This window comes from Amycolatopsis sp. NPDC021455 (genome assembly GCF_040640995.1).
In the GTDB taxonomy this organism is placed as follows: Bacteria; Actinomycetota; Actinomycetes; order Mycobacteriales; family Pseudonocardiaceae; genus Amycolatopsis.
In genome coordinates this window covers 1-20,036 of the sequence record NZ_JBFACT010000069.1, presented here as the reverse complement: position 1 = coordinate 20,036, position 20,036 = coordinate 1, and the positions used below count along the sequence as shown (strand labels likewise).

Sequence of the window (20,036 nt, the reverse complement as noted above, 5' to 3'; positions counted from 1 at the left end):
CGCACTCAGGAGGTACCCTGGACTAAGCAAGCGCTTAGCCAGTGTCGGAGGAGCAGCGACGTCATGGACTTTTCACTCAGCACCGAAGAACGGGAAGTGCGCGACTGGGTCCGCACGTTCGTCCAGCGGGAGCTGGTCCCGCTCGAGCAGGAAGTCCTGCGGCGCGAGCGCGCCCACCAGCCCGGCCTGACCGGCGAGGAGCTGAAGGACCTCCAGCTCAAGGCGAAGGAGTCCGGCTTCTGGGGCGTGCTGACCCCGGAGGAGTACGGCGGCATGGGCCTGTCCGCCGTGATGGCCGCGCTGCTGGAGGCCGAGCTGGGCCGCACCTTCGTGCCGTTCCGCTTCGGCGGCGCCGCCGACAACATCCTGTTCCACGCCAACGAGGAGCAGAAGCAGACCTACCTGCTGCCGACCATCTCGGGTGAGCGCAAGTCGTGCTTCGCGATCACCGAGCCGGGCGCCGGGTCGGACGCCAAGGCCATCCGGACCACCGCCCGTAAGGACGGCTCCGACTGGGTCATCAACGGCGAGAAGACCTTCATCACCGGCGGCAACGAGGCCGACTTCACCATGGTCTTCGCGATCACCGACCCGGAGAAGGGCGCGAACGGCGGTGTCACCTGCTTCCTCGTCGACCGTGAGGCCGGCTGGAAGTCCGAATACATCGACACCATGGGCGAGTGGGGCCCGGCGTCGCTGATCTTCCAGGACGTCCGCGTCCCGGAGACGCAGATCCTCGGCGAGGAGGGCCGCGGCTTCGAGCTGGCCATGCAGTGGATCGGCCAGGGCCGCTACCTGCTGCCCGCCCGCGCGATCGGCTCGTGCGAGCGGCTCATCTCGATGGCCATCGAGCACGCCAACACCCGCGAGACGTTCGGCCAGAAGATCGCGGAGCGGCAGGCCATCCAGTGGATGATCGCCGACTCCGGCGTGGAGCTGGAGGCGCTGCGCTGGCTGGTGCTCAACGCCGCATGGCAGGTCGACCAGGGCATGGACTCGCGGCACGCGCAGTCGATGGCGAAGCTGTACGGCGGCCAGAAGGCCAACGAAATCGTCGACCGCGTCCTGCAGATCCACGGCGGCATGGGGTACACGCGCGAGCTGCCGGTCGAGCGGTGGTACCGCGAGCTGCGGCTGCTGCGCATCTACGAAGGCACCGACGAGATCCAGCGCCGGACGATCGCCCGCAACCTGCTCAAGGGGCACGTCAAGGTCGGCGGGGCACTGGGCTGAGAACGCGAGAAGCCGTCAGAGCCGCCCTTCCGGCGGCCCTGACGGCGCTTCGGCTTGCTTACTTCTTGTTGCGAATGGCGATCGGGACGCCCGCGAGGTCCTCTTCGTTGCACAGGAGCTTCACGTCGTAGTACGGCGAGCCCTGACGGTCGTCGTAGTCGAGGTGAATGGCCAGGACGTCGAGCGGCTCGCCGAGCCACTCCTGGGCCTGACGTAGCCACTTGGCGCAGCGCTCCAGAGCCGCGGGGAGATCGTCGTCACGGAACTCGACGGGGCGATAGGGGACATCCTGCACCTGATCGCGGGGGTGTGCCGGCGCCGGGAGGCCCGGCGCGAGACCCGAGTCGTCCAGTTCCAGTTGGATCGTTTCCTCAGTCACCCTTCGAGCGTCCCCCACCCGCGCCGTCTGGGCAAGGCGTACACAGGTAAAAGCGCCGCTAAACGGACATGCCCCACTCTTTCGCGACGATTTCCCGGCAGCGTGCCAAGTCGTGGACGCCGGGTGGTGCCGTGCAGCCCAGCGCCCTCGACGCCAGTTCCGCGTAGTGCTCGGCGACCTGGTCCAGCGCCATCGGGCCGCGTGGGGAATACCACCTCGCGACGCTGCTGCACATCTCCAGCAGGGCCAGCCGGGTCACCGCCGGGTGCTCCACACGGAACACGCCCGCCGCGATGCCTTCGTCGATGGCCGCCGCCCACAGCCGTTCGTAGGTGTCCCGCAGGGCCACGACCGGTTCGCGCGCGGCCGGGGACAGCGCACCGACTTCGTTGTCCACCACCCGGGTTTCCGCCGGGCCGGCGGCGTGCGCGAGGACGTGCAGCGCGACCAGTGTCCGCAGCCGCTGCACGGGGTCGGCGCTGACGGCGGTGGCCTCGCGGGCGGCGTCGAGGAGGCGGTTCAGCGCGGTGTGCATGATCTCCGCGAGCAGATCCTCCTTGGTGCCCATGTAGTGGTACAGGCTCGCCGAGGAGAGTTCGGCCTCCTGCGCGAGATCCCGGATGCCGGTGCCGTGGAAGCCCTTGGCGGCGAACAGCTTCACCGCCGCCGCGCGGACCCGCTCCCGGCTGCTCACAGCCACGCTTCGGCCTTCGCGTCCCAGGACCCGGCGCGCGGGTCGGCCACCTTCCGCAGCTCGCCCTTGGCGACCCGCTCCGACGGCGTCATCGGCAGCTCGTCGGCGAACGCCCAGAACCGGGGAACCTTGAAGTAGGCCAGTTTTCCGGCGCAGAACGCGGCGAGCTCGGCGGGCTCCGGGCGGTCGCCGTCGCAGACGACGTACGCCTTGATCTCCTCGCCGCGCAGCTCGTCGGGCACCGCGACGACCGCCGCCAGCCGCACCGCCGGGTGCAGCAGCAGGGCGCGCTCGACCTCGTCGGCGGAGACGTTCTCGCCACTGCGGCGGATCATGTCCTTCGTGCGGCCGACGTAGTAGACGCGGCCGGCGGCGTCCATCCGGGCGAGGTCGCCGGTGTGGAACCAGCCGTTTTCGAACGCTTTCGCCGTGGCTTCCGGATCGTCGTGGTAGCCGTGCATCAGCCCGATCCCGCGGATCAGCAGCTGCCCGGTTTCCCCACGCGGTACCGGCTTCCCGTCGTCGCCGGCGATGAGCACCTCGCGGTCGCGGCTGGGCCGCCCGATGCAGCCGGTGCCGACGGTCTCGTCGTGGTCGGCGGCGGTCATCCGGATGTCGCCGCCGGTTTCGGTCATCCCGAACGCCTCGTACCACGGCACGCCCCAGCGCGCCTCCAGTTCGGCGTGCAGGTCGTGCGGGATCGCGGACGCGCCGATCGCGCGGACGCGGTGGTCGCGGTCGGCTTCGGACGGTTCCTGCCGCAGCAGCAGCGTCGGCATCAGGCCGAGGCAGTAGAACCAGGTGACGCCGTGCTCGCGCACCTTCGCCCAGAACGTGCTCGGGTGGAAGCGGTCCAGCACGACGAGGGTGGCGCCGCCCGCGAGTCCCAACGCGACATTCCACTGTGGATCGATGTAGTGGAACGGCTGCGCGGTCAGGATGATGTCCTCCTCCCCGACGGCCGGGAAGTCGGTGGCCAGGCTCACCGCGAGGGTGGTCCAGTAGCGGTTCGGCAGGACGCACCCCTTGGGCGCGCCGGTGGTGCCGGAGGTGTACTGGATGTTGACCGGCAGTTCGGGCACCGGGGTGAATTCCGGCGGCTCGGCGTCGGTTTCCAGGACGTCCGGCGTGACGACTTCGGTCAGGCCGATCCGGCCGAGGAGCCCGGTGAATTCCGGCGCGGCGACGACCAGCTTCGCGCCGGAGTGCCGGAGGACGTGGGCGCCGTCGAACTCCTGGTAGTTCGTGTTGACCGGGACCAGCTGGGCGCCGATCTTCGCCAGCGCGAGCCAGGTCAGCGGGAACTCCGGCTGGTTGCGCAGCATGACGGCGACCCGGTCGCCGGGGCCGATGCCGCGCTCGGCCAGTGCCGCGGCGATCCGGGAGCTTTCGCGGTCGACCTCGGCGAACGTGAATTTCTCGTCCAGGTGATCGAACACCCAGGCCGTGCGCTCCGGCCACAGCGCGGCGGCCCGCGTGACGAGTTGCGCGAGGGTGCCGATCTCGGCCAGCGGCGTCACGCCCGGCTCCGGAAGGCTTCGGTGGATGCGGCGACCGCGGCCGAGTGCTCGGTGATCAGGGCGTGGCTGACCTCGAGTTCCAGGGCGGGCTCGAGGTCGGTGCTTGCGTCGAGGACCCGCTTCGCCATGGCGGCAGCGGCCGGCGGGTGCTCGGCGATCCGCTTCGCCCAGCTCAGCGCCTCGGCCTGGAGCTGCTCGGCCGGGACGGCGGCGTTGACCATGCCCAGTTCGGCGGCCTTCCGGCCGTCGAAGCGCTCGCCGAGCAGCAGCAGCTCCTTCGCCTTGAGCGGCCCGACCAGCAGGGGGAGCAGCCGCGACGCCGCGCCGGTGACGCTCAGGCCCAGGGAGACCTCGGGGAACGCGAAGACGGCGTCCTCGGCGGCCAGGATCAGGTCGCAGCCGAGCGCGAACTCCGCGCCGGCGCCGATCGCGTAGCCGTGCACCGCCGCGATGACCGGCTGGCGCAGCCCGCGCAGCCGCCGCGTGACGTCCTGGAGCCGGTCCAGCCGCGCCCGCGAATCACCCGGTGGGGTGGGTTCCTTGAGGTCGTGGCCGGCGCAGAAGGCTCGCCCGTTCCCGGACAGCACGACGACGCGGGCGTCGCTGCGCGCGGCCGCGTCGAGGGCGGCGAGGAAGTCGTCGACCAGGACGGCGGCGACCGCGTTCAGCCGCTCGGGCCGGTTCAGCCGGATCTGCGCGATGCCGTCCTCGACGGCGAACTCCACGGTGGGCATGAGGGCGATGCTAGACGTTCGATCGATCGATCGATAGCCTCGGGACTCATGTTGGTCGACACGGTCTACGAGAACGCCACGGTGTGGACGGGAACGGGCGTCACCAGCGCACTCGCCGTCCTGCACGGCCGGGTCGTCGCGCTGGGGGACGACGCTCTCGCGCTTTCCGCGCGTTCGCGGGTCGACCTCGCCGGCGGCTTCGTCGTGCCCGGCTTCCACGACGCCCACAACCACATGGCGTGGTTCGGCATGGGCCTCGACGACGTCCCGCTGAGCGACTGCCGGAGCGTCGAGGAGGTCTACGACGCCGTCGCCGCGCGGGCTGCGACGCTGCCGCCCGGGAGCTGGGTGGTCGGGAGCGGGTACGACCAGAACAAGCTCGTGGGCGGCCACCCCGACCGGCACGGCCTCGATCGCGCCGCGCCGGGGATGCTCGTGCGGCTCAAGCACACGTCCGGGCACATGACCGTGGTCAACTCGGCCGTGCTCGACCAGCTCGACCTGGCGCACGTCCCGGTCGGCGGCGACGTCGTGCACGACCCCGACGGCTCACCGACCGGCCTGCTGCGCGAGCAGGCCCAGCTACTGCTGCGGCCGCTGACGTACCCGACGCCGGTCGCGCAGGTCGTGCGCGGGCTCGAGCGGGCGTCCGAGCGGTACCTGGCCGAGGGCATCACCAGCGTCCAGGAGGCCGGCATCGGCGGCGGCCTGGTCGGCGAGACACCCGCCGAACTGGCCGCCTACCAGGAGGCGCGCGACCGCGGCGTGCTGCGCGTGCGCAGCACGGTGATGGTCGCCGCGAGCGTGCTGCACGACCTGCCCGACGACGCCGGCTTCGGCCTCGACCTCGGCCTGCGCACCGGCCTCGGCGACGAGTGGCTGCGCATCGGCCCGATGAAGTTGTTCGCCGACGGCTCCCTGGTCGGGCGCACCTGCGCGATGCACGACCCGTTCGACGGAGAGCCGGACAACCGCGGCTACTTCCAGGTGCCCGAGGACGAGCTGACCCGCACGATCCGCCGCGCCCACGAGGCAGGCTGGCAGATCGCGACGCACGCGATCGGTGACCGCGCGGTCACCGTCGTCCTCGACGCCTACGAAGCCGCGTTGGCCGCTTCGCCGCGTACGGACCACCGGCACCGCATCGAGCACTGCGCGGTGCTCCAGCCCGCGGAGCTGTCCCGGCTCGCCTCGCTCGGCATCATCCCGTCGCCGCAGGGACGGTTCGTCAACGAGCTCGGCGACGGCATGCGCGCCGCGCTCGGCGAGTCACGCGTCCCTTGGTGCTACCGCCTGCGAAGCGTCCTCGACGCGGGTTGCGTGCTTCCCGCGTCTTCGGACCGCCCGGTCGTGAACGGCGCGCCGCTGCTCGCGCTGGCCGACATGGTGCGTCGGCGCACGGCGTCCGGGGCACCCTTCGCACCCGAAGAGGCGCTGACGCCGGAGCAGGCGTTGCGCGCGTACACGTACGGTTCGGCGTACGCGACCTTCGCCGAGCGTGACCTGGGCACGCTCGAGCCCGGGAAGCTCGCCGACTTCGCCGTGCTGTCCGGTTCGCCCCTGGACGAGTCCGCTTTGGACGGCCTCGCTTCCGGAGAACTCAGCGTGCAAGGCACCGCCGTCGGCGGTGAACTGCGTTACCAAGCCTGATGACTCACTTCCTTCCTGCGAACTCGAGTGCTTCTTCGGTCAGCGCGGACCACGGTTGCGGCGACCCGGCGTCCAGGGCCAGCCACTCCTTCATCGGGGTGCCCTTGTTGGCGTCGAAACGCACCCCGTGCCCGCCTTCGACCAGTTCGTCGACCCTCGCCCGGGGCAGCTTCAGCACCAGCTGCCCGCGGACGAACATGGCGAAGATCCGGCCGTGCGCACGCAGCGCCGTGCGCCCGAACCCACCGGTCGCGCCGGGTGGCGTGATGCCCGGACGTCCGGTGAACTCGTCGACCAGGACCTCGAACTTCTCCTCTGGTGACATCGACCACCTCCGAGCCCGACAGTAACGACCACCACCGACAAAACCGGGAGGCGAGATGCCCGTCCGCGACGCCGTCTTCGAAGACATCGAAGAGATCTGCGCGCTCATCGAGGAGCACGCCGTCTACGAGGACAACCACGACCTGAAGCTCGACCGCGCGGAGATGAGCGGTCACCTGTTCGGGCCGGACCCGAAGGCGTGGGTGCTGATCGCGACCCCGCCCGGCGAGCCCGGCACGGTCGCCGGCTTCGCCTTCTGCAGCTGGAACTTCTCCACCTGGGAGGCGCGGCCGGGGATCTGGCTGGACGACCTGTTCGTCCGGCCCGCCTACCGCCGCCACGGGCTCGGCGGCGAGCTGCTGGACGAGCTGCGCAACCGCACGACCGGCCGCGTCGAGTGGGACATGCAGGAGGGCAACGAAAAGGGCGAGGCGTTCTACGCGCAGCTCGGCGCGGAACCGGTCCCCGGCTGGATCCGCTACCGCTGGCGGCCGTGAACTTTCACGAGAAAGTACCCGGCCCCGTATCGTATGCGGTATGGGAGATGGTTCGGTTCGGCGGTCTTCGTCGGTCGAGGACTACGTCCGGGTGATCTACGGCCTGGTCGAGCGGGGTGAGGCGGTCACCAACGCGTCACTCGCCGGCCGGCTCGAGGTCAGCCCGTCCTCGGCGTCGGGGATGGTCACGAAGCTGTCCCAGCTCGGCCTGGTCACCCACGTGCCGTACCGCGGCATCGAGCTGACGGCCGACGGCAGGCTCCTGGCGCGGTCGGTGCTGCGGCGGCACCGGCTGATCGAGACGTACCTGGTTTCGGAGCTCGGCTACACGTGGGACGAGGTCCACGCGGAGGCCGACGCGCTCGAGCACGCGGTGTCGGACAGGCTGGTCGCGCGCATCGCGGCGAAGCTGGGCAACCCGGTCCGCGACCCCCACGGCGACCCGATCCCGGCGCCGGACGGCAGCGTCGAGGAACTCCCGGTCCGCATCCTGGACGACCTCCAGCCGGGCGCGGTCGGCGAGATCGTCCGGGTCTGGGACACCGACCCGGAGCTGCTGCGATACCTGACGGAACACGCGATCAACCTGGGCGAACGCATCGAGGTCGTCGAACGCCAGCCGTTCGGGGGACCGATGGTGGTGAAGGTGGGGTCGCCGCCGGACGCCGCCACGCACGCCATCGGCAAGGAGATCGCGCAAGCGCTGTCGGTCACCCTGCGCTAGCTACCGAGCGACAGCTGGAATCCCAAGCGCTCGGCCTCCGCTGCGTCCTTCCACAACGTGCCTCGATTGCCGTTGCCGACGTGCACGCCATAGCGGTCTGCGCCCGGCACGTCAGTGAACGTGAAAGTGAACGTACGGACCCACATGCCGTCGACGATCTTCGTCTGCTCACCGGGTGTCCGGCGCAGCTCCGTGGTGGCTACGACTCGACCGCTCTCGTCCACGAGGGTGGCCTGCGAACCGTCGTGGAGGTCGGCATAGCCGTCGTATCCGTCGGCAGTGGATTTTGTGCACTGCATGTCGCACAGCAAGGTCAGGGTGCCGTTGATCGAGGTGCTGTTTGACACCGTGAACACTACGATCAGAACAGCGGCGACCGTGGCGGCGACGACGCCGGCAATGACGAAGAGCAGCGGTTTGCGGCTCCGCCGCCGGGGCTGCGGGACGGGCTCTGGTGGAGGTGCCTGCTCAGCGTTCGCCTCGGTGGTCATCGGTCTGCGCTCGCTCTCGTTGCCCGAATGTGTGTACAGACGGTTCGGCTGTTACCGCCGTTACAGGAGGTAATCGAGGCGTGATGACGTCGGGACGCGTACGCGCGGGTGACGTCGTGAAGCGGATGTGGTGACAAGGCCGCGGCCACGACCATGGGCGGCATGAAACCCTTCCGCTTCGGCATCGTCGCCGGCTACGCGCCGGACCTCACGTCATGGACCGCCCAGGCCGAGCGGGTCGAGAAGCTCGGCTTCGACACGCTGCTCGCCACCGATCCCGTCGGCACCGCCGACCCCTTCGTCCTCCTCGGCGCCGCCGCCGCGGTCACCCTGGACCTCACCCTCGGCACCTTCGTGGTCGCCGACCCGTTCCGCGACGCGAAAGCGCTCGACTGGCAGGTGCAGACGCTGCACCGGCTGACCGGCGGCCGGTTCGAGCTGGGGCTCGGCGTCGGGCGGCCCGGTGGCGAGGTGCACGCCGAGGCGCTCGGGCGGGAGTACCCCTCACCGGGTGAGCGCATCACACGGATGGCCGAGACGATCACTCACCTCAAGCGCACGGCCGACCGGCCGCGCCTGATGCTCGCCGGCGCCGGTCCGAAAATGCTGGCGCTCGCCGCGCAAGAAGCCGACACCGTCACGTTCGGCTGGCGACCGACGACCACCGAAACCGAAGCGGAGTCCATTGTGGATCGATTCCGTGCGCTCGCCGGCCCGCGGCTTCCGGAGATCGAGCTCAGCCTGAACCTCATGGCCGTCGGGGACGAGCCGGCGCCCGGGATCGCGCGCTTTGCCGGGGTCGACGTGCCCGAGCTCGCCGCGGCCGGCGCGGTCACCGTCCTGCCCGCCGATCCCGGGCAGGCCGCGGAAAGGCTTCTCCGGTGGCGGGAGCGGTGGGGGATTTCCTACGTCACGATCAACTCCGGCTACGCGGAACCGTTCGCCGCGATCGCCGACGAGGTGCGCAAGGCAGGTGGGTGAGGGCCCTTCCGATCTTGGGAAGCTGCGCCTACGCTCCAATGTTCGTAATCGGGAGTGCTTCGGAGCGTTGTGATGACCGGTCAGCGAACACGCACCATCGACCGGGGGGAACAGGCGGAGCTGAGCCGGCTGCTGGCCGCCGGGCCGTTCGACGTCGCCCTGCGGGCGGCGATCCGGGCCCGCGGCCTCGGCCTCGATCGGATCCGCTATCGCTTGCGCGGCAGGGGAACCACGGTCAGCCTGGCCACCCTCAGCCACTGGCAGTCCGGGCGGTGCCGGCCCGAGCGGCCGGAATCGTTGGAGGCCTTGCGGAATCTCGAGGACATCCTGAACGTGCCGGACGGCTCGCTCAGCAAGCTCCTCGGGCCGCCCCGGACCAGAGCGCGGTTCCACGCGCAGGCGCTCAACTGAGCGGTACCAAGGAATTTGCTCCCGCTACGCTCGCGCCATGCGAGCTGTGGTGATGGAGGAGTTCGGCGTCCCGCCCGTCGTGCGGGACGTGCCGGAGCCGGTGGCCGCCCCCGGTGGCGCGGTGATCGAGGTCGACGCCACCGGCGTGTGCCGCAGCGACTGGCACACGTGGCAGGGCCACGACACCGCGGTGAAGCTGCCGCACGTCGCCGGGCACGAGCTCGCCGGCCGGATCGTCGCGCTCGGCGAAGGCGTGCGCGGCTGGGAGCTCGGCGCGCGCGTCACCGTGCCGTTCGTCTGCGCCTGCGGGTCCTGCGCCCAGTGTGCCTGCGGTGACCAGCAGATCTGCGACCGCGAGTTCCAGCCCGGCGCGACGCACTGGGGGTCGTTCGCCGAGCGCGTCGCGATCGAGCACGCCGAGACCAACCTGGTGGCCCTGCCGGACTCGCTCGGCGCGGCCGAGGCCGCGGCACTGGGCTGCCGGTTCGGCACGGCGTTCCGGGCGGTGCTGCGGCAGGGCCGGGTGACCGCGGGGCAGTGGGTGTCGGTGTACGGCTGTGGCGGCGTCGGGATCTCCGCGGTGCTGCTGGCCGTCGCGGCCGGGGCGAAGGTCGTCGCCGTCGACGTCTCGCCGGCCGCGCTGCGGCTCGCCGCGAAGTCGGGAGCGGCGCTGACCGTCGACTCTTCGGCGTTCGACGGCCCGGAAGCCGTCGCCGCGCACGTGCGGGAGCTGACCGGCGGCGGCACGCACGTCTCGCTCGACTGCCTCGGCTCGCCGTCGACGTGCGCCGCGTCGGTCGGCAGCCTCCGCAAGCGCGGCCGGCACGTCCAGGCCGGCCTGATGCCGCCGGCGCAGGGCATCGCGCCGATCCCGATGCACCGGGTCGTCGGCGGCGAGCTGGAACTGGTGGGGATCCACGGGCTGCAGGCCCACGAGTACCCGGAGCTGCTACGCGTCGTCGAGACGGCCGGGATCGACCTCGCCGCGCTGATCGGCCGCCGGATCGGACTCGACGACGTCCCGGCGGCGCTGGCCGCGATGAACGACCCCGTTCCGGCCCGAGCCGGCGTCACCGTCGTCACGTTCGGTGACTGATCCGCGCCGCCCTGGTCAAGAGACCGGTTTGTAGCCGATCCTCGCTGGCATGTGACATTCAGGTGTGGGAATGTCGAATCATGGTGGCCCAAGGCGAGGGGATCCGGCCGCAGGAGCGTCCCGCTGGTCCGTTGGGGCGACTCCTGCGGCTGTTCGGGACCGCGGATGTCACGTTCCGCGGTCACCACGTCGTGCCCTCGACGATCACCCACCGTGTCCGGCGGGAGTCTCCGGCACAATCGAGGTGATGGACGCCCTTCTCCCGCGCCCGCGCGCCGAGATCGCCCCCGGCGCGGTGCACCTGCCCGGTTGGCTCGGCTTCGACGAACAGCGCGAGCTCGTCTCGGCCTGCCGTGGCTGGTCCGGCTACCGCCACACCCGGCTGCCGAACGGCGGCGTGATGTCGGTGAAATCCGTCTGCCTCGGCTGGCACTGGTACCCGTACGGCTACTCGCGCACGACCGGCGAAGGAACGCCGGTGCTGCCGTTCCCGGACTGGCTCGGCGACCTCGGCCGCCGCGCGCTGGCGGCTGCGTACGGCGAGCCGTCCGAGACCTACGCGCCGGACATCGCACTGGTCAACTTCTACGACGCCACCGCGAAGATGGGGCTGCACCAGGACAAGGACGAACGCAGCCTCGACCCGGTGGTGTCGTTCAGCCTCGGCGACGCCTGCGTGTTCCGCTTCGGCAACACCGAAACCCGCGGCCGCCCGTATACCGACGTCGAACTGCGCTCGGGTGACGTGTTCGTCTTCGGCGGCCCGTCCCGGCTCGCCTACCACGGCGTGCCGAAGACGCTGCCGGGCACGGCGGACCCGGCACTGGGCCTCGACGGACGGCTGAACATCACGCTGCGGGTGTCCGGGTTCCCGTCCTGAGTGGACTCGTCAGCCGGGCAGGTACTCGTAGTGTTGCCGGAAGGACAACCGTGCCTCCGCTGATTGCGGGTCGAGGCCGGACAGCCGCAGGCCGGAGTGGGCGCGTCGTCTCGGCAGGCCGATGTCGACAGCGAAATCGCTTTCGGTGAGGTCGCCCGCGGCGATGGTCCAGAACTCCTCCGCGTCCTTCCAGGCAGCGCGCATCCGTTCGTTCATCGCGAGTTTCTCCCGGTTCTCACCCACTGCGTTGTGGTGGACGTGGAGCAGCTCGTGCATCAGCTCGACCCGACTGGGAGAATAGTATGGGGCACCGTGCGTGTCGAAGGAGATCGATCCGCGGAGAATGGCGGTCAACGCGTCCCGCACTGAAAGGGTGCCGAACACCGTCCGTGGATCTTCCAGTCCCGGGGCGTGTACGGGCGCGTTCAGCACGCTTTCCCCGCCGGCGCCGGGGATGATTCTCGCCAGCCGGCTCCGCGTTTGCGGTTCGTCTTCCTCGTTGGTCATCCGGCCGGCGTCCGCCGCGGCCGTCGCGTGCGCGCCGTCCGCGTTCCGATCCGCGAGCAGGCTACTCGGATCGGTTTTGTACACGATCCCGATGCTCAGCCGCTTCCTGGCATTGGCCAGCCTCGCGACGAGCCGGCGTCCCGGATCGCTCAGCGAGGAAACCCAGAGCGAGAGCACGAGGAAGCCGCCGACCTGGTTGAGGAAATTCACTTCTCTCTCACGCAGCCGCGGGGTGGGGCCGGGCGTCTTGGCGACCGTGAGGGAGCCGATGACCGCGGCGAGTTCGCCGGTGGCCTCCGGCACGGCGCCGGAAACGGCCAGTACGGCTTCGTAGGTGCGGAACAATGTGTCGGCATAGTCGGTGATTGTCCCGCTGTGATCTTTCTGGTCGAATATGGGACGCTCGAGCTCGTATCCGGACAGCTCGCCGGTGATGCGACTCGCGAAAGCGATCTCCGTCTCGCGCAATGCGCGAAGCAGTCCGGCGAAATCGGTCACCGCTTCGAACTGTGAATACAGGTTGCCCGGCGCCCCGACTTTCGAGATGATTTCCTGCGAGATCTTCTTGCCGATTTCTTCATACATTCGGATTCTCCCCACGTGTCCGGCTGGACGAACCACGTTATCCGGCCCGTGGCGGAAAACTCGTGGGTAACACCCGGGTGGCCGCCCGGCGGGCACGGGCCGTGCTCCGGTCAGCCGATGCGCACGCGACCGTCAGGATGACGGCTCGTCTTCGTCCGGCACCACGATCAGCCGGATGGCCAGCGAGCGTGAGCCTTCGGGGTGCTGTCCCGGTTCTGTGACGTATTTCCACACCAGGTTCTGGTATTCCTCGACGAACGACGTGACCTGTTCCCGCGTCAGGTACAGGCCGGCGCGGTAGATCTGGTTCCAGCCCCCGGAATTCTCGTAGCCCGCGTACGCGCGGGTGACGATGCCCAGGTCGTGACTCATCTTGAGCGCGCCGAGCTTGAGCATCGCCTCGCGCTCGTCCGGGGCCAGTTCGAGGCCGGGCGGGGTGTAGATGTCCTTCGCCCGCGACTTCCACCAGCGCTCTCGGCCGTCCCCGCGGTCCTCGAGCTCTTCGATCAGCTCCAGGTCGGCGAGCTTCCGGAGGTGGTAGCTGGTCGTCCCGGTGCTCTCGCCGAGCGCCTTCGCGACGCTCGTCGAGTTCGCTTCGCCGTGTTTGCCCAGGTAGGACAGGATGTCGCGGCGTACCGGGTTGGCCAGTGCCTTGTAGAAGGCCTTGAGGTCCGCGCCGGTCAGGACGCGCTTTTCGGGACGTTCGACCATGTCGGCAGGGTACTACAGAGATTGTTTGCAAAGAATCTCTGCAATCGCTACCGTGGGCCGGGAGAGAACTCGGGGGTTCGCATGAAGAAGCTCTTCTGGGCGGCGGGACTGTGCTTGCTGCCTTGGATCGCGGTACTGGGGATGACGCTGCCGGACGTCGTCCAGGCAGAGCACTGGCGGCTGGCTTGGACGGGCTTCGACGCGGCGGAAGCGCTCGGCCTGCTGACCACGGCCTGGCTGCTCGGGCGCGACGACCCGCGGACGCCGTTCGCGGCGACGGCCACCGCGACGCTACTGCTGGCCGACGCCTGGTTCGACGTCGTTACGGCCGGCGATGACGTGGTGTTTTCCCTGCTCATGGCGGGTCTGGAGGTGCCGCTGGCGCTGGCGTGCCTGTCCGTGGCCCTCCCGCGGCCGGCGGTGCCCGCCCATGTCTGAGCTGGACGCGCGGTTGCGCGACGAGATCGACGACCAGGTCGCGGAGGCCCTCGACGCCTATCTCGCCGAGCGGCGGCCACGTCGGGCGCGGCGCGCGTGGCCGGTGGTGGTGACGGTGGCACTGGGGGTCGTCACCACCTGGCTCGCGCCCGGCGTGGCCTGGGCGGCGTGGCTCGCGATCGCGGCCACGAACGTCGCCTGGCTGGCGCTCGTGAGCGGCAGGCAGGGCGGAGCTTTCACGTGAAAGCTGTGACTCACGACGCGGGACGGAAGCGGACTGCCTGGCCGGGGCGCAGCTGGGCCGCCAGGTCGAGGTCGTCCTCCTCGACGACCGCGATCACCGGGTAACCGCCGGTCGTCGGGTGGTCGGCGTGGAACAGGATCGGCCGGCCCGACGGCGGCACCTGCAGCGATCCCGGCACGCACGCCTCCGACGGCAGCTCGTCGTGACGAGCCCGGTCCAGCGGCGGTCCGGTGAACCGGATGCCGACGCGGTCCGAGTCCGGTGACACGGTGTACACAGTGGACAGCAGCCGGTCCGGGGCGGTGAACCAGTCGCGACGCGGTCCCGGCGTCACGCGCAGCACCGGCGTGTCCGGCAAGGCCGCCCGGGGCGCGAGGTCCACCGCCGGAAAGGCTTGCGGTGCCGGGCCGATCGGCAGCAGCATCCCGGCTGTCACCGGGGGAGGGCCCAGCTTCCCGAGCGTGTCCGTCGCGCGCGAGCCGAGCACCGGCGGCACGTCGATCCCGCCGCGCACCGCGACGTAACACCGCAGCCCGGAAACGGCCGTGCCGAGCGCCAGTTCCTCCCCGGGCCACAACGTGATCGGTCCGTTGGGGCCGCCCTTCGAGAGCGGGCAGGCGGCGCCGGTGACCGCCACCGTGGTCAGGGCCGACGCGCGCAGCACCAGGCCGCCGAGCGTGACCTCCAGGGCCGCGGCCCCGGGCGCGTTCCCGACGAGCCGGTTGGCCAGCCGGAACGACCCGCGGTCGGCCGCCCCGGACCGGCCGACGCCGAGCGCCGCGTGGCCCGGGCGGCCAAGGTCCTGCACCGTCGTCGAGAACCCCGGCCGGACCACCTCGAGCTTCACGGCGTCACCGCCTCGAAACGCACCTTCGTCCCCGGTGGCAGCAGGTTCGGCGGGTCGCGTTCGACGTCCCACACGGGCACGTCCGTCCGGCCCAGCAGCCGCCAGCCGCCGGGGGACGCACTCGGGTAGACCGCGCTGTACTCGCCCGCGATCGCCACCGAGCCGGGCGGGATGCGCGTGCGCGGCGACGACCGGCGGGACACGTGCAGCAGCGGATCCGATCCTGACAGGTACGCGAACCCCGGTGCGAAGCCGCAGAACGCCGAAACATACGTCCCCGCGGTGTGCCGCGAGATCAGCGCGCCCACGCTCAACCCCGTCTCCTCGGCGACGTCGGCCAGGTCTTCGCCGTCGTAGACCACCGGGATCACCACCTCGCCCGCTTCCGCCGTCGCACTGTCCACAGGAGACACCTGACGCAACAGCGCGCCCAAGCGGTCCGCGTCGGTCACCGAAGGGTCGAAGCGGACCAGCAGCGTCCGGGCCGCGGGAACGAGCTCCTCGACGCCGTCCGGCAGCGACCGCGTCAAGGCCGCCTGGAAACCCAGCACGTCGTCGGATTCCACCAGCACCGCGCGCCGCCCGCACGGCAGCAGCCGGACGGTCATCCGGTGAACGCGCCGAGCTGGATGCCCGCCTCGAGCAGCGCCGCCTCGATCCGCCGGGCCAGCTCGACCGCGCCCGGGGTGTCCCCGTGCACGCACAGGGAATCCGGGCGGATGTCGAGCTTGGTGCCGTTCTCCGTCACGACGCCGCCGGTCGCCATGCCGACCGCGCGTTCGGCGACCACGTCGGCGTCATGGAGCACCGCGCCCGGCTGCTTGCGCGACACGAGCTTGCCGTCCGCGGTGTAGGCCCGGTCCGCGAACGCCTCCGCGTACGCCACCACGCCCGCCTGCTCCGCCTGCCGCTGCATCTCCGAGTTCGGCAGGCAGAGCAGGGCGAGCGCGGGGTCGTACCGGCGCAGGCCCTCGACGATCGCCGCGGCCTGCTCGGCGTCCACCGCCGCGGTGTTGTACAGCGCGCCGTGCGGCTTCACGTACGTCACGCGGCTGCCCGCCGCCCGGGCGAACGCGTCGAGCGCGCCGATCTGGTAGAGCACTTCGTCCGCCAGAACGTCCGGCGCGATGTCGAGCGCGCGCCTGCCGAACCCCGCCAGGTCGTGGTAGCCGACGTGCGCGCCGATCGCGACGTCGCGCTCGGCTGCCAGCTCGCACACCCGCCGCATCACCGACGGGTCGCCGGCGTGGAAGCCGCACGCGATGTTCGCACTGGTCACGATGTCGAGCATGGCTTCGTCGTCACCCATCTTCCAGGCGCCGAAGCCCTCGCCGAGATCGCTGTTCAGATCCATTTCAGCCCACCCGGTATTCGCTGTCGTGCCGATCGGTGATGAACATGTACCCCGGTGCGTGGGTGATCGCAAAGGGAGGCCGCGACGCCATCAGTGCCGCCTGCGGCGTGACCCCGCAGGCCCAGAACACCGGGACGTCACCGGGTTCCGCGTCCACCGGATCGCCGAAGTCCGGCCGGGACAGGTCCTCGATGCCCAGCGCGCGCGGGTCGCCGATGTGCACCGGGGCGCCGTGCACCGCGGGCATGGCCCGGGTGATCCGGATGGCGTCGTCGACGCGGTCCTCCGGGATCTGGCGCATCGACACGACCATCGGCCCGAACAGCCGCCCGGCGGGCTCGCACTGCCGGTTCGTCACGTACATCGCGACGTTGCGGCCCTGGTCGACGTGCCGCAGGGGAACGCCCTCGGCGGCCAGCGCGGTCTCGAACGTGAAGCTGCAGCCGATGGAGAAGGCGACCATGTCGCTGCGCCACAGTCCGGTCGCGTCGGACACCTCGCCGGCGAGCACGCCGTTCTGCCAGATCCGGTAGCGCGGCAGGTCGGTGCGCAGGTCCGCGCCCTCGGCGAGGCGGGTGCCCGGGTCGCCGGGGTCGGTGACGTCGAGCAGCGGGCACGGCTGCGGGTTGCGGGTGCAGAAGAGCAGGACGTCGTAGGCCCAGTCCTCGGGCACGGCGATCAGGTTGGTCTGGGTGAAGCCGCCGGCCCAGCCCGTCGTGGGGTGGGCGTTGCCGCGGCGGAACACCGCGCGCGCCTGAGCCGGGGTGAAGGTGGCCGGCTGGTCGAAAGTCGTCATCATTTCCCCCTTGGGAAATTTCCGGGTCCGGGGGCGGGCCCCGGGCGGGGCGTGGGGGTCGCACCCCCACAAGATTCAGTCAACGAGTTCGATGCCCCGGGTCTCGGGCAGGCCGAGCAGCGCGAGCACCGCGATGCCGTAACCGAGCGCGCCGAACACGATCGCGCCGCCGGCGCCAAGGAAGCCCACGATGGTCGGGAAGATCGCCCCGACCGCGCGGCCGAAGTTGTACGTGAAGCCCTGGCCGGTGCCGCGCAACGCGGTCGGGTACAGCTCGGCGAGGAACGCGCCGAACCCGCTGAAGATCGCCGACATCGAGAACCCGAGCGGGAAGCCGAGGACGAGCACGAGTCCGTTGGCGCCCTTCGGGATCTGCGTGTACGCGACGATCAGGGCGGCCGAGAGCAGCGCGAACGTCAGGAAGGTCTTCTTGCGCCCCAGCAGGTCGGTGAGGTAGCCGCCGCAGACGTAGCCGACGAAGGCGCCGGTGATGAGGAACGCGAGGTAGCCACCGGTGCCGATCACGGTCAGCTCGCGCGTCTTCTTCAGGTAGGACGGCAGCCACGTCGAGATCGTGTAGTACCCGCCCTGGACGCCGGTGGCCAGCAGCGCGGCGAAGAACGTCGTGCGCAGCAGGTCGGTCTGGAAGATCTTGACCAGCGTGCCCTTCGGGCGTTCGGTCTTGAGCCGTTCTTCGGCGCGCGGCGCGTCCTGGACGCTCTTGCGGACCCACAGGACGAGCAGCGCAGGGATGACGCCGGTCCAGAACATGATGCGCCAGGCGACGTCGTCGCTCGCGACGCTGAACACGACGGTGTAGACGATCACCGACAGGCCCCAGCCGACCGCCCACGCGCTCTGCACGAACGCCACGGTCCGGCCGCGGTACTTGGCCTGCGAGTACTCGGCGACCAGCGCGGCGCCGGCCGCCCACTCGCCGCCGAAGCCCAGGCCCTGCAGGGCGCGGAAGATCAGCAGCGTCTCGAAGTTCGGCGCGAACCCGCAGAGCACGGTGAAGATCGTGTACATCGCGATGGTGATCTGCAGCGTGCGGACGCGGCCGATCCGGTCGGCGAGCATGCCGGCGCCGACCCCGCCGAGGGCGGACACGACCAGCGTCGTCGTGCCGAGCAGGCCGGCTTCGCCGCTCGATATGCCGAAGTACGCGGTGATCGCGGCCAGGCCGAGCGGCAGGGTCTGGTAGTCGAACGAGTCCAGGCCGTATCCGCCGAACGCGCCCACGAAGGCGCGGCGTCCGCGTTTCCCGAGCGTGCGGAACCAGTCGAACGGCCGCGCCTCGGTTGCTGTGGTGGCAGTCATGGGCACCTCCTGGCCAGTGTCTCTCATCGTGGCGTGCCTCACACGCTAGAGATTGTTGAACAATTCCACAAGACGGCAATTGGATCGTCCCCCGAGTGGCGGGTACCCTTGGTGACGTGGTCATCGAAGACAGCGGCGTCACGGGCCTCGAAGCCGATCGCGGCCTGGTGACGCGCAAGAGCACGGCCGAGCGGGTCGCGGGCGTGCTGCGCAAGCGCATCGCGGAGGGCTTCTTCCTGCCGGGCGGCCGGCTGTCGGAGCAGGACATCGGCAACGCGCTCGGCGTCTCACGCAACACGCTGCGCGAGGCGTTCCGCCTGCTCACCCACGAGCGGCTGCTGGCCCACGAGCTGAACCGGGGGGTCTTCGTCCGCATCCCGAGCGTCGAGGACGTCGTCGACATCTACCGGGTGCGCAAGATCATCGAGTGCGCGGCGGTCCGCGGGGTGACGGCGAAGCCGGCGTCGTTCGCGCGGATCCGCGAGAAGGTGGAGATCGGCGACGAGGCCGCCCGAACCGGCAACTGGAAGGACCTCGGCACGGCGAACGTCTGGTTCCACCAGGAGCTGGCGGCGCTTTCGGGCAGCGAGCGCGTCAACGAGCTGGTCGGAAGGCTGACCGCCGAGCTGCGACTGGTGTTCCACATCATGGCCGAGCCGCGGCGGTTCCATGAGCGGTATCTGCCCCGAAACCACGAGATCCTGGACCGCCTCGAGGTCGGCGACGGGCCGGGGGCGGAGCAGCTGCTGATGAAGTACCTCGAGGATGCTGAGGAGCAGCTGGTCGCCGCCTACGCGGACCGTGCTGCCGCCGCTCGGGCGGCTATCGCGGGGGAGTAGGTCGGGCGCCGTTCCTGGAGTCCTCTCCCTCCCTCCCTCCCTCCCTCCCGCCCGGCGGGGGTTCTTCGCTGCTGCGGTGTTTCGTGGTGGCGTTCAGGGGCCCACCACCCCGAAGCCGCAATTGTGACTACGGCCGGTAGCACCGCGTCAAGGCGGGAAAGCGTGCCTTGACCCGGCACTACCGGCCGTGTTTTGGCTTCGTATCGGGGTTGCGGGGAGGTCTGGGTGGGTGCGGGTTGTGCTTCAGCGTTGCCGTTCACGACGGTTCGGCATCTCGAAAGCGCCAGCACCTCCGCCCTCCCCTTGGCAGGGTTCCGGCGAAGACGTCCTGAACGACTCTTTCCTGTCGTTGGACGCCATGAACGAGTCGTTCAGGACATCGGACCACCGCGGCAGCGACCGACCTGCCGCATCCCACCCGCCCTGGCAGGGTTCCGGCAAAGTCGCGCCCGGACTCCGGACACGCAGGTCTGCCCGCCGCCCGAGTCCCCGGCCCGCCCTCCTTGACCGTTGCGACGCTGGTCGCCGGGGCCTGCCGCGCTGCCGAAGGTCGCGAATGAGTCATTGGGGACCTCGCATGTCCCGAATGAGTCATTCGCGACCTTCGGCCGGCAGCGCACAGCGCCACTTCCGCCACGGACCACCGCGGCAGCGACCGACCTGCCGCACCCCCACCCGCCCTGGCAGGGCTCCGGCAAAGTCGCGCCCGGACTCCGGACACGCAGGTCCGCCCGCCGCCCGAGTCCCCGGCCCGCCCTCCTTGACCGCTGCGACGCTGGTC

Annotated in this window: 24 protein-coding genes; 11 read left to right on the top strand and 13 right to left on the bottom strand. The window is 70.5% G+C overall.

The window, feature by feature from the left end; genetic code table 11:
- Positions 1–63 precede the first annotated feature (63 nt).
- On the top strand, positions 64–1,233 hold the full coding sequence (locus tag AB0G28_RS41075) for an acyl-CoA dehydrogenase family protein (protein ID WP_361102692.1): 1,170 nt from the start codon (positions 64–66) through the stop codon (positions 1,231–1,233).
- 58 nt (positions 1,234–1,291) lie between these two features.
- Here AB0G28_RS41075 and AB0G28_RS41070 read toward each other — a convergent pair whose 3' ends face one another.
- Genes AB0G28_RS41070 through AB0G28_RS41055 form a run of 4 tightly spaced genes read right to left on the bottom strand, consistent with a single transcriptional unit; the run spans position 1,292 to position 4,560 of the window.
- Positions 1,292–1,612 carry a hypothetical protein gene (locus AB0G28_RS41070; RefSeq protein WP_004561305.1) on the bottom strand — a complete coding sequence of 107 codons (321 nt, stop codon included), beginning with the start codon at positions 1,610–1,612 and terminating at the stop codon, positions 1,292–1,294.
- Positions 1,613–1,670: 58 nt separating this feature from the next.
- A complete protein-coding gene (locus tag AB0G28_RS41065; protein ID WP_361102745.1) occupies positions 1,671–2,306 on the bottom strand; it encodes a TetR/AcrR family transcriptional regulator in 636 nt (211 codons plus the stop codon).
- On the bottom strand, positions 2,303–3,826 hold the full coding sequence (locus tag AB0G28_RS41060; protein WP_361102689.1) for an ATP-dependent acyl-CoA ligase: 1,524 nt from the start codon (positions 3,824–3,826) through the stop codon (positions 2,303–2,305). The genes AB0G28_RS41065 and AB0G28_RS41060 overlap by 4 nt, the downstream gene beginning before the upstream one ends.
- Entirely contained in the window at positions 3,823–4,560 is a 738-nt protein-coding gene (locus AB0G28_RS41055) for an enoyl-CoA hydratase/isomerase family protein (RefSeq protein WP_361102687.1), read from the bottom strand. Before AB0G28_RS41055 ends, AB0G28_RS41060 begins: the two co-directional genes overlap by 4 nt.
- Before the next feature lie 48 nt (positions 4,561–4,608).
- Here AB0G28_RS41055 and AB0G28_RS41050 point away from each other — a divergent pair, with 48 nt between their 5' ends.
- Positions 4,609–6,210, top strand: a complete 1,602-nt coding sequence (locus AB0G28_RS41050; RefSeq protein ID WP_361102685.1) for an amidohydrolase — start codon at positions 4,609–4,611, stop codon at positions 6,208–6,210.
- A gap of 4 nt (positions 6,211–6,214) precedes the next feature.
- On the opposite strand, the gene AB0G28_RS41045 is transcribed toward AB0G28_RS41050, so the two are convergent.
- Positions 6,215–6,535 carry a hypothetical protein gene (locus AB0G28_RS41045; protein WP_361102683.1) on the bottom strand — a complete coding sequence of 107 codons (321 nt, stop codon included), beginning with the start codon at positions 6,533–6,535 and terminating at the stop codon, positions 6,215–6,217.
- A gap of 55 nt (positions 6,536–6,590) precedes the next feature.
- On the opposite strand from AB0G28_RS41045, the gene AB0G28_RS41040 reads away from it, so the two are divergent.
- The gene (locus AB0G28_RS41040) at positions 6,591–7,031 is read left to right on the top strand and encodes a GNAT family N-acetyltransferase (protein ID WP_091318320.1); all 441 of its coding nucleotides are present in this window, start codon (positions 6,591–6,593) and stop codon (positions 7,029–7,031) included.
- Positions 7,032–7,071: 40 nt separating this feature from the next.
- Positions 7,072–7,755: a metal-dependent transcriptional regulator gene (locus AB0G28_RS41035; RefSeq protein WP_361102681.1), complete on the top strand. Its 684-nt coding sequence runs from the start codon at positions 7,072–7,074 to the stop codon at positions 7,753–7,755.
- Here AB0G28_RS41035 and AB0G28_RS41030 read toward each other — a convergent pair.
- On the bottom strand, positions 7,752–8,246 hold the full coding sequence (locus AB0G28_RS41030) for a hypothetical protein (RefSeq protein WP_361102679.1): 495 nt from the start codon (positions 8,244–8,246) through the stop codon (positions 7,752–7,754). The two genes, AB0G28_RS41035 and AB0G28_RS41030, sit on opposite strands and share 4 nt — an antisense overlap.
- 162 nt (positions 8,247–8,408) lie before the next feature.
- On the opposite strand from AB0G28_RS41030, the gene AB0G28_RS41025 reads away from it, so the two are divergent.
- The 4 genes from AB0G28_RS41025 to AB0G28_RS41010 all read left to right on the top strand — a co-directional run bounded on the left by AB0G28_RS41025 (position 8,409) and on the right by AB0G28_RS41010 (position 11,614).
- Positions 8,409–9,227, top strand: coding sequence for an LLM class flavin-dependent oxidoreductase (locus tag AB0G28_RS41025; RefSeq protein WP_361102677.1), 819 nt, complete (start codon positions 8,409–8,411; stop codon positions 9,225–9,227).
- A 72-nt stretch (positions 9,228–9,299) separates the two neighbouring features.
- Positions 9,300–9,638 carry a transcriptional regulator gene (locus AB0G28_RS41020; protein WP_361102675.1) on the top strand — a complete coding sequence of 113 codons (339 nt, stop codon included), beginning with the start codon at positions 9,300–9,302 and terminating at the stop codon, positions 9,636–9,638.
- Between the two features lie 37 nt (positions 9,639–9,675).
- A complete protein-coding gene (locus AB0G28_RS41015) occupies positions 9,676–10,734 on the top strand; it encodes an alcohol dehydrogenase catalytic domain-containing protein (protein ID WP_361102673.1) in 1,059 nt (352 codons plus the stop codon).
- 247 nt (positions 10,735–10,981) lie between these two features.
- Complete coding sequence (locus AB0G28_RS41010; protein WP_361102671.1) at positions 10,982–11,614, top strand: alpha-ketoglutarate-dependent dioxygenase AlkB; 633 nt, start codon at positions 10,982–10,984, stop codon at positions 11,612–11,614.
- Between the two features lie 9 nt (positions 11,615–11,623).
- On the opposite strand, the gene AB0G28_RS41005 is transcribed toward AB0G28_RS41010, so the two are convergent.
- Together AB0G28_RS41005 and AB0G28_RS41000 are read right to left on the bottom strand one after the other, a co-directional pair.
- Complete coding sequence (locus AB0G28_RS41005; protein WP_361102669.1) at positions 11,624–12,706, bottom strand: hypothetical protein; 1,083 nt, start codon at positions 12,704–12,706, stop codon at positions 11,624–11,626.
- A gap of 132 nt (positions 12,707–12,838) precedes the next feature.
- Positions 12,839–13,417 (bottom strand): winged helix-turn-helix domain-containing protein, encoded by a 579-nt coding sequence (locus AB0G28_RS41000; protein ID WP_361102667.1) that lies wholly within the window; start codon positions 13,415–13,417, stop codon positions 12,839–12,841.
- An 81-nt stretch (positions 13,418–13,498) separates the two neighbouring features.
- Between AB0G28_RS41000 and AB0G28_RS40995 the strand changes: the two genes are divergently transcribed.
- Positions 13,499–13,855: a hypothetical protein gene (locus AB0G28_RS40995; protein ID WP_361102665.1), complete on the top strand. Its 357-nt coding sequence runs from the start codon at positions 13,499–13,501 to the stop codon at positions 13,853–13,855.
- A complete protein-coding gene (locus tag AB0G28_RS40990) occupies positions 13,848–14,099 on the top strand; it encodes a hypothetical protein (RefSeq protein ID WP_361102663.1) in 252 nt (83 codons plus the stop codon). The genes AB0G28_RS40995 and AB0G28_RS40990 overlap by 8 nt, the downstream gene beginning before the upstream one ends.
- Positions 14,100–14,109: 10 nt before the next feature.
- On the opposite strand, the gene AB0G28_RS40985 is transcribed toward AB0G28_RS40990, so the two are convergent.
- The 5 genes from AB0G28_RS40985 to AB0G28_RS40965 form a co-directional block, all read right to left on the bottom strand.
- Positions 14,110–14,946, bottom strand: a complete 837-nt coding sequence (locus tag AB0G28_RS40985; RefSeq protein WP_361102661.1) for a biotin-dependent carboxyltransferase family protein — start codon at positions 14,944–14,946, stop codon at positions 14,110–14,112.
- Positions 14,943–15,554, bottom strand: coding sequence for an allophanate hydrolase subunit 1 (locus tag AB0G28_RS40980; RefSeq protein WP_361102659.1), 612 nt, complete (start codon positions 15,552–15,554; stop codon positions 14,943–14,945). The genes AB0G28_RS40985 and AB0G28_RS40980 overlap by 4 nt, the downstream gene beginning before the upstream one ends.
- Positions 15,551–16,300, bottom strand: a complete 750-nt coding sequence (locus AB0G28_RS40975) for a 5-oxoprolinase subunit PxpA (protein ID WP_361102657.1) — start codon at positions 16,298–16,300, stop codon at positions 15,551–15,553. The genes AB0G28_RS40980 and AB0G28_RS40975 overlap by 4 nt, the downstream gene beginning before the upstream one ends.
- Position 16,301: 1 nt before the next feature.
- Complete coding sequence (locus AB0G28_RS40970; RefSeq protein ID WP_361102655.1) at positions 16,302–17,096, bottom strand: putative hydro-lyase; 795 nt, start codon at positions 17,094–17,096, stop codon at positions 16,302–16,304.
- 75 nt (positions 17,097–17,171) lie between these two features.
- Positions 17,172–18,416, bottom strand: a complete 1,245-nt coding sequence (locus tag AB0G28_RS40965; protein WP_361102653.1) for an MFS transporter — start codon at positions 18,414–18,416, stop codon at positions 17,172–17,174.
- A 116-nt stretch (positions 18,417–18,532) separates the two neighbouring features.
- Between AB0G28_RS40965 and AB0G28_RS40960 the strand changes: the two genes are divergently transcribed.
- The gene (locus tag AB0G28_RS40960) at positions 18,533–19,255 is read left to right on the top strand and encodes a GntR family transcriptional regulator (RefSeq protein WP_361102651.1); all 723 of its coding nucleotides are present in this window, start codon (positions 18,533–18,535) and stop codon (positions 19,253–19,255) included.
- Positions 19,256–20,036 lie beyond the last annotated feature (781 nt).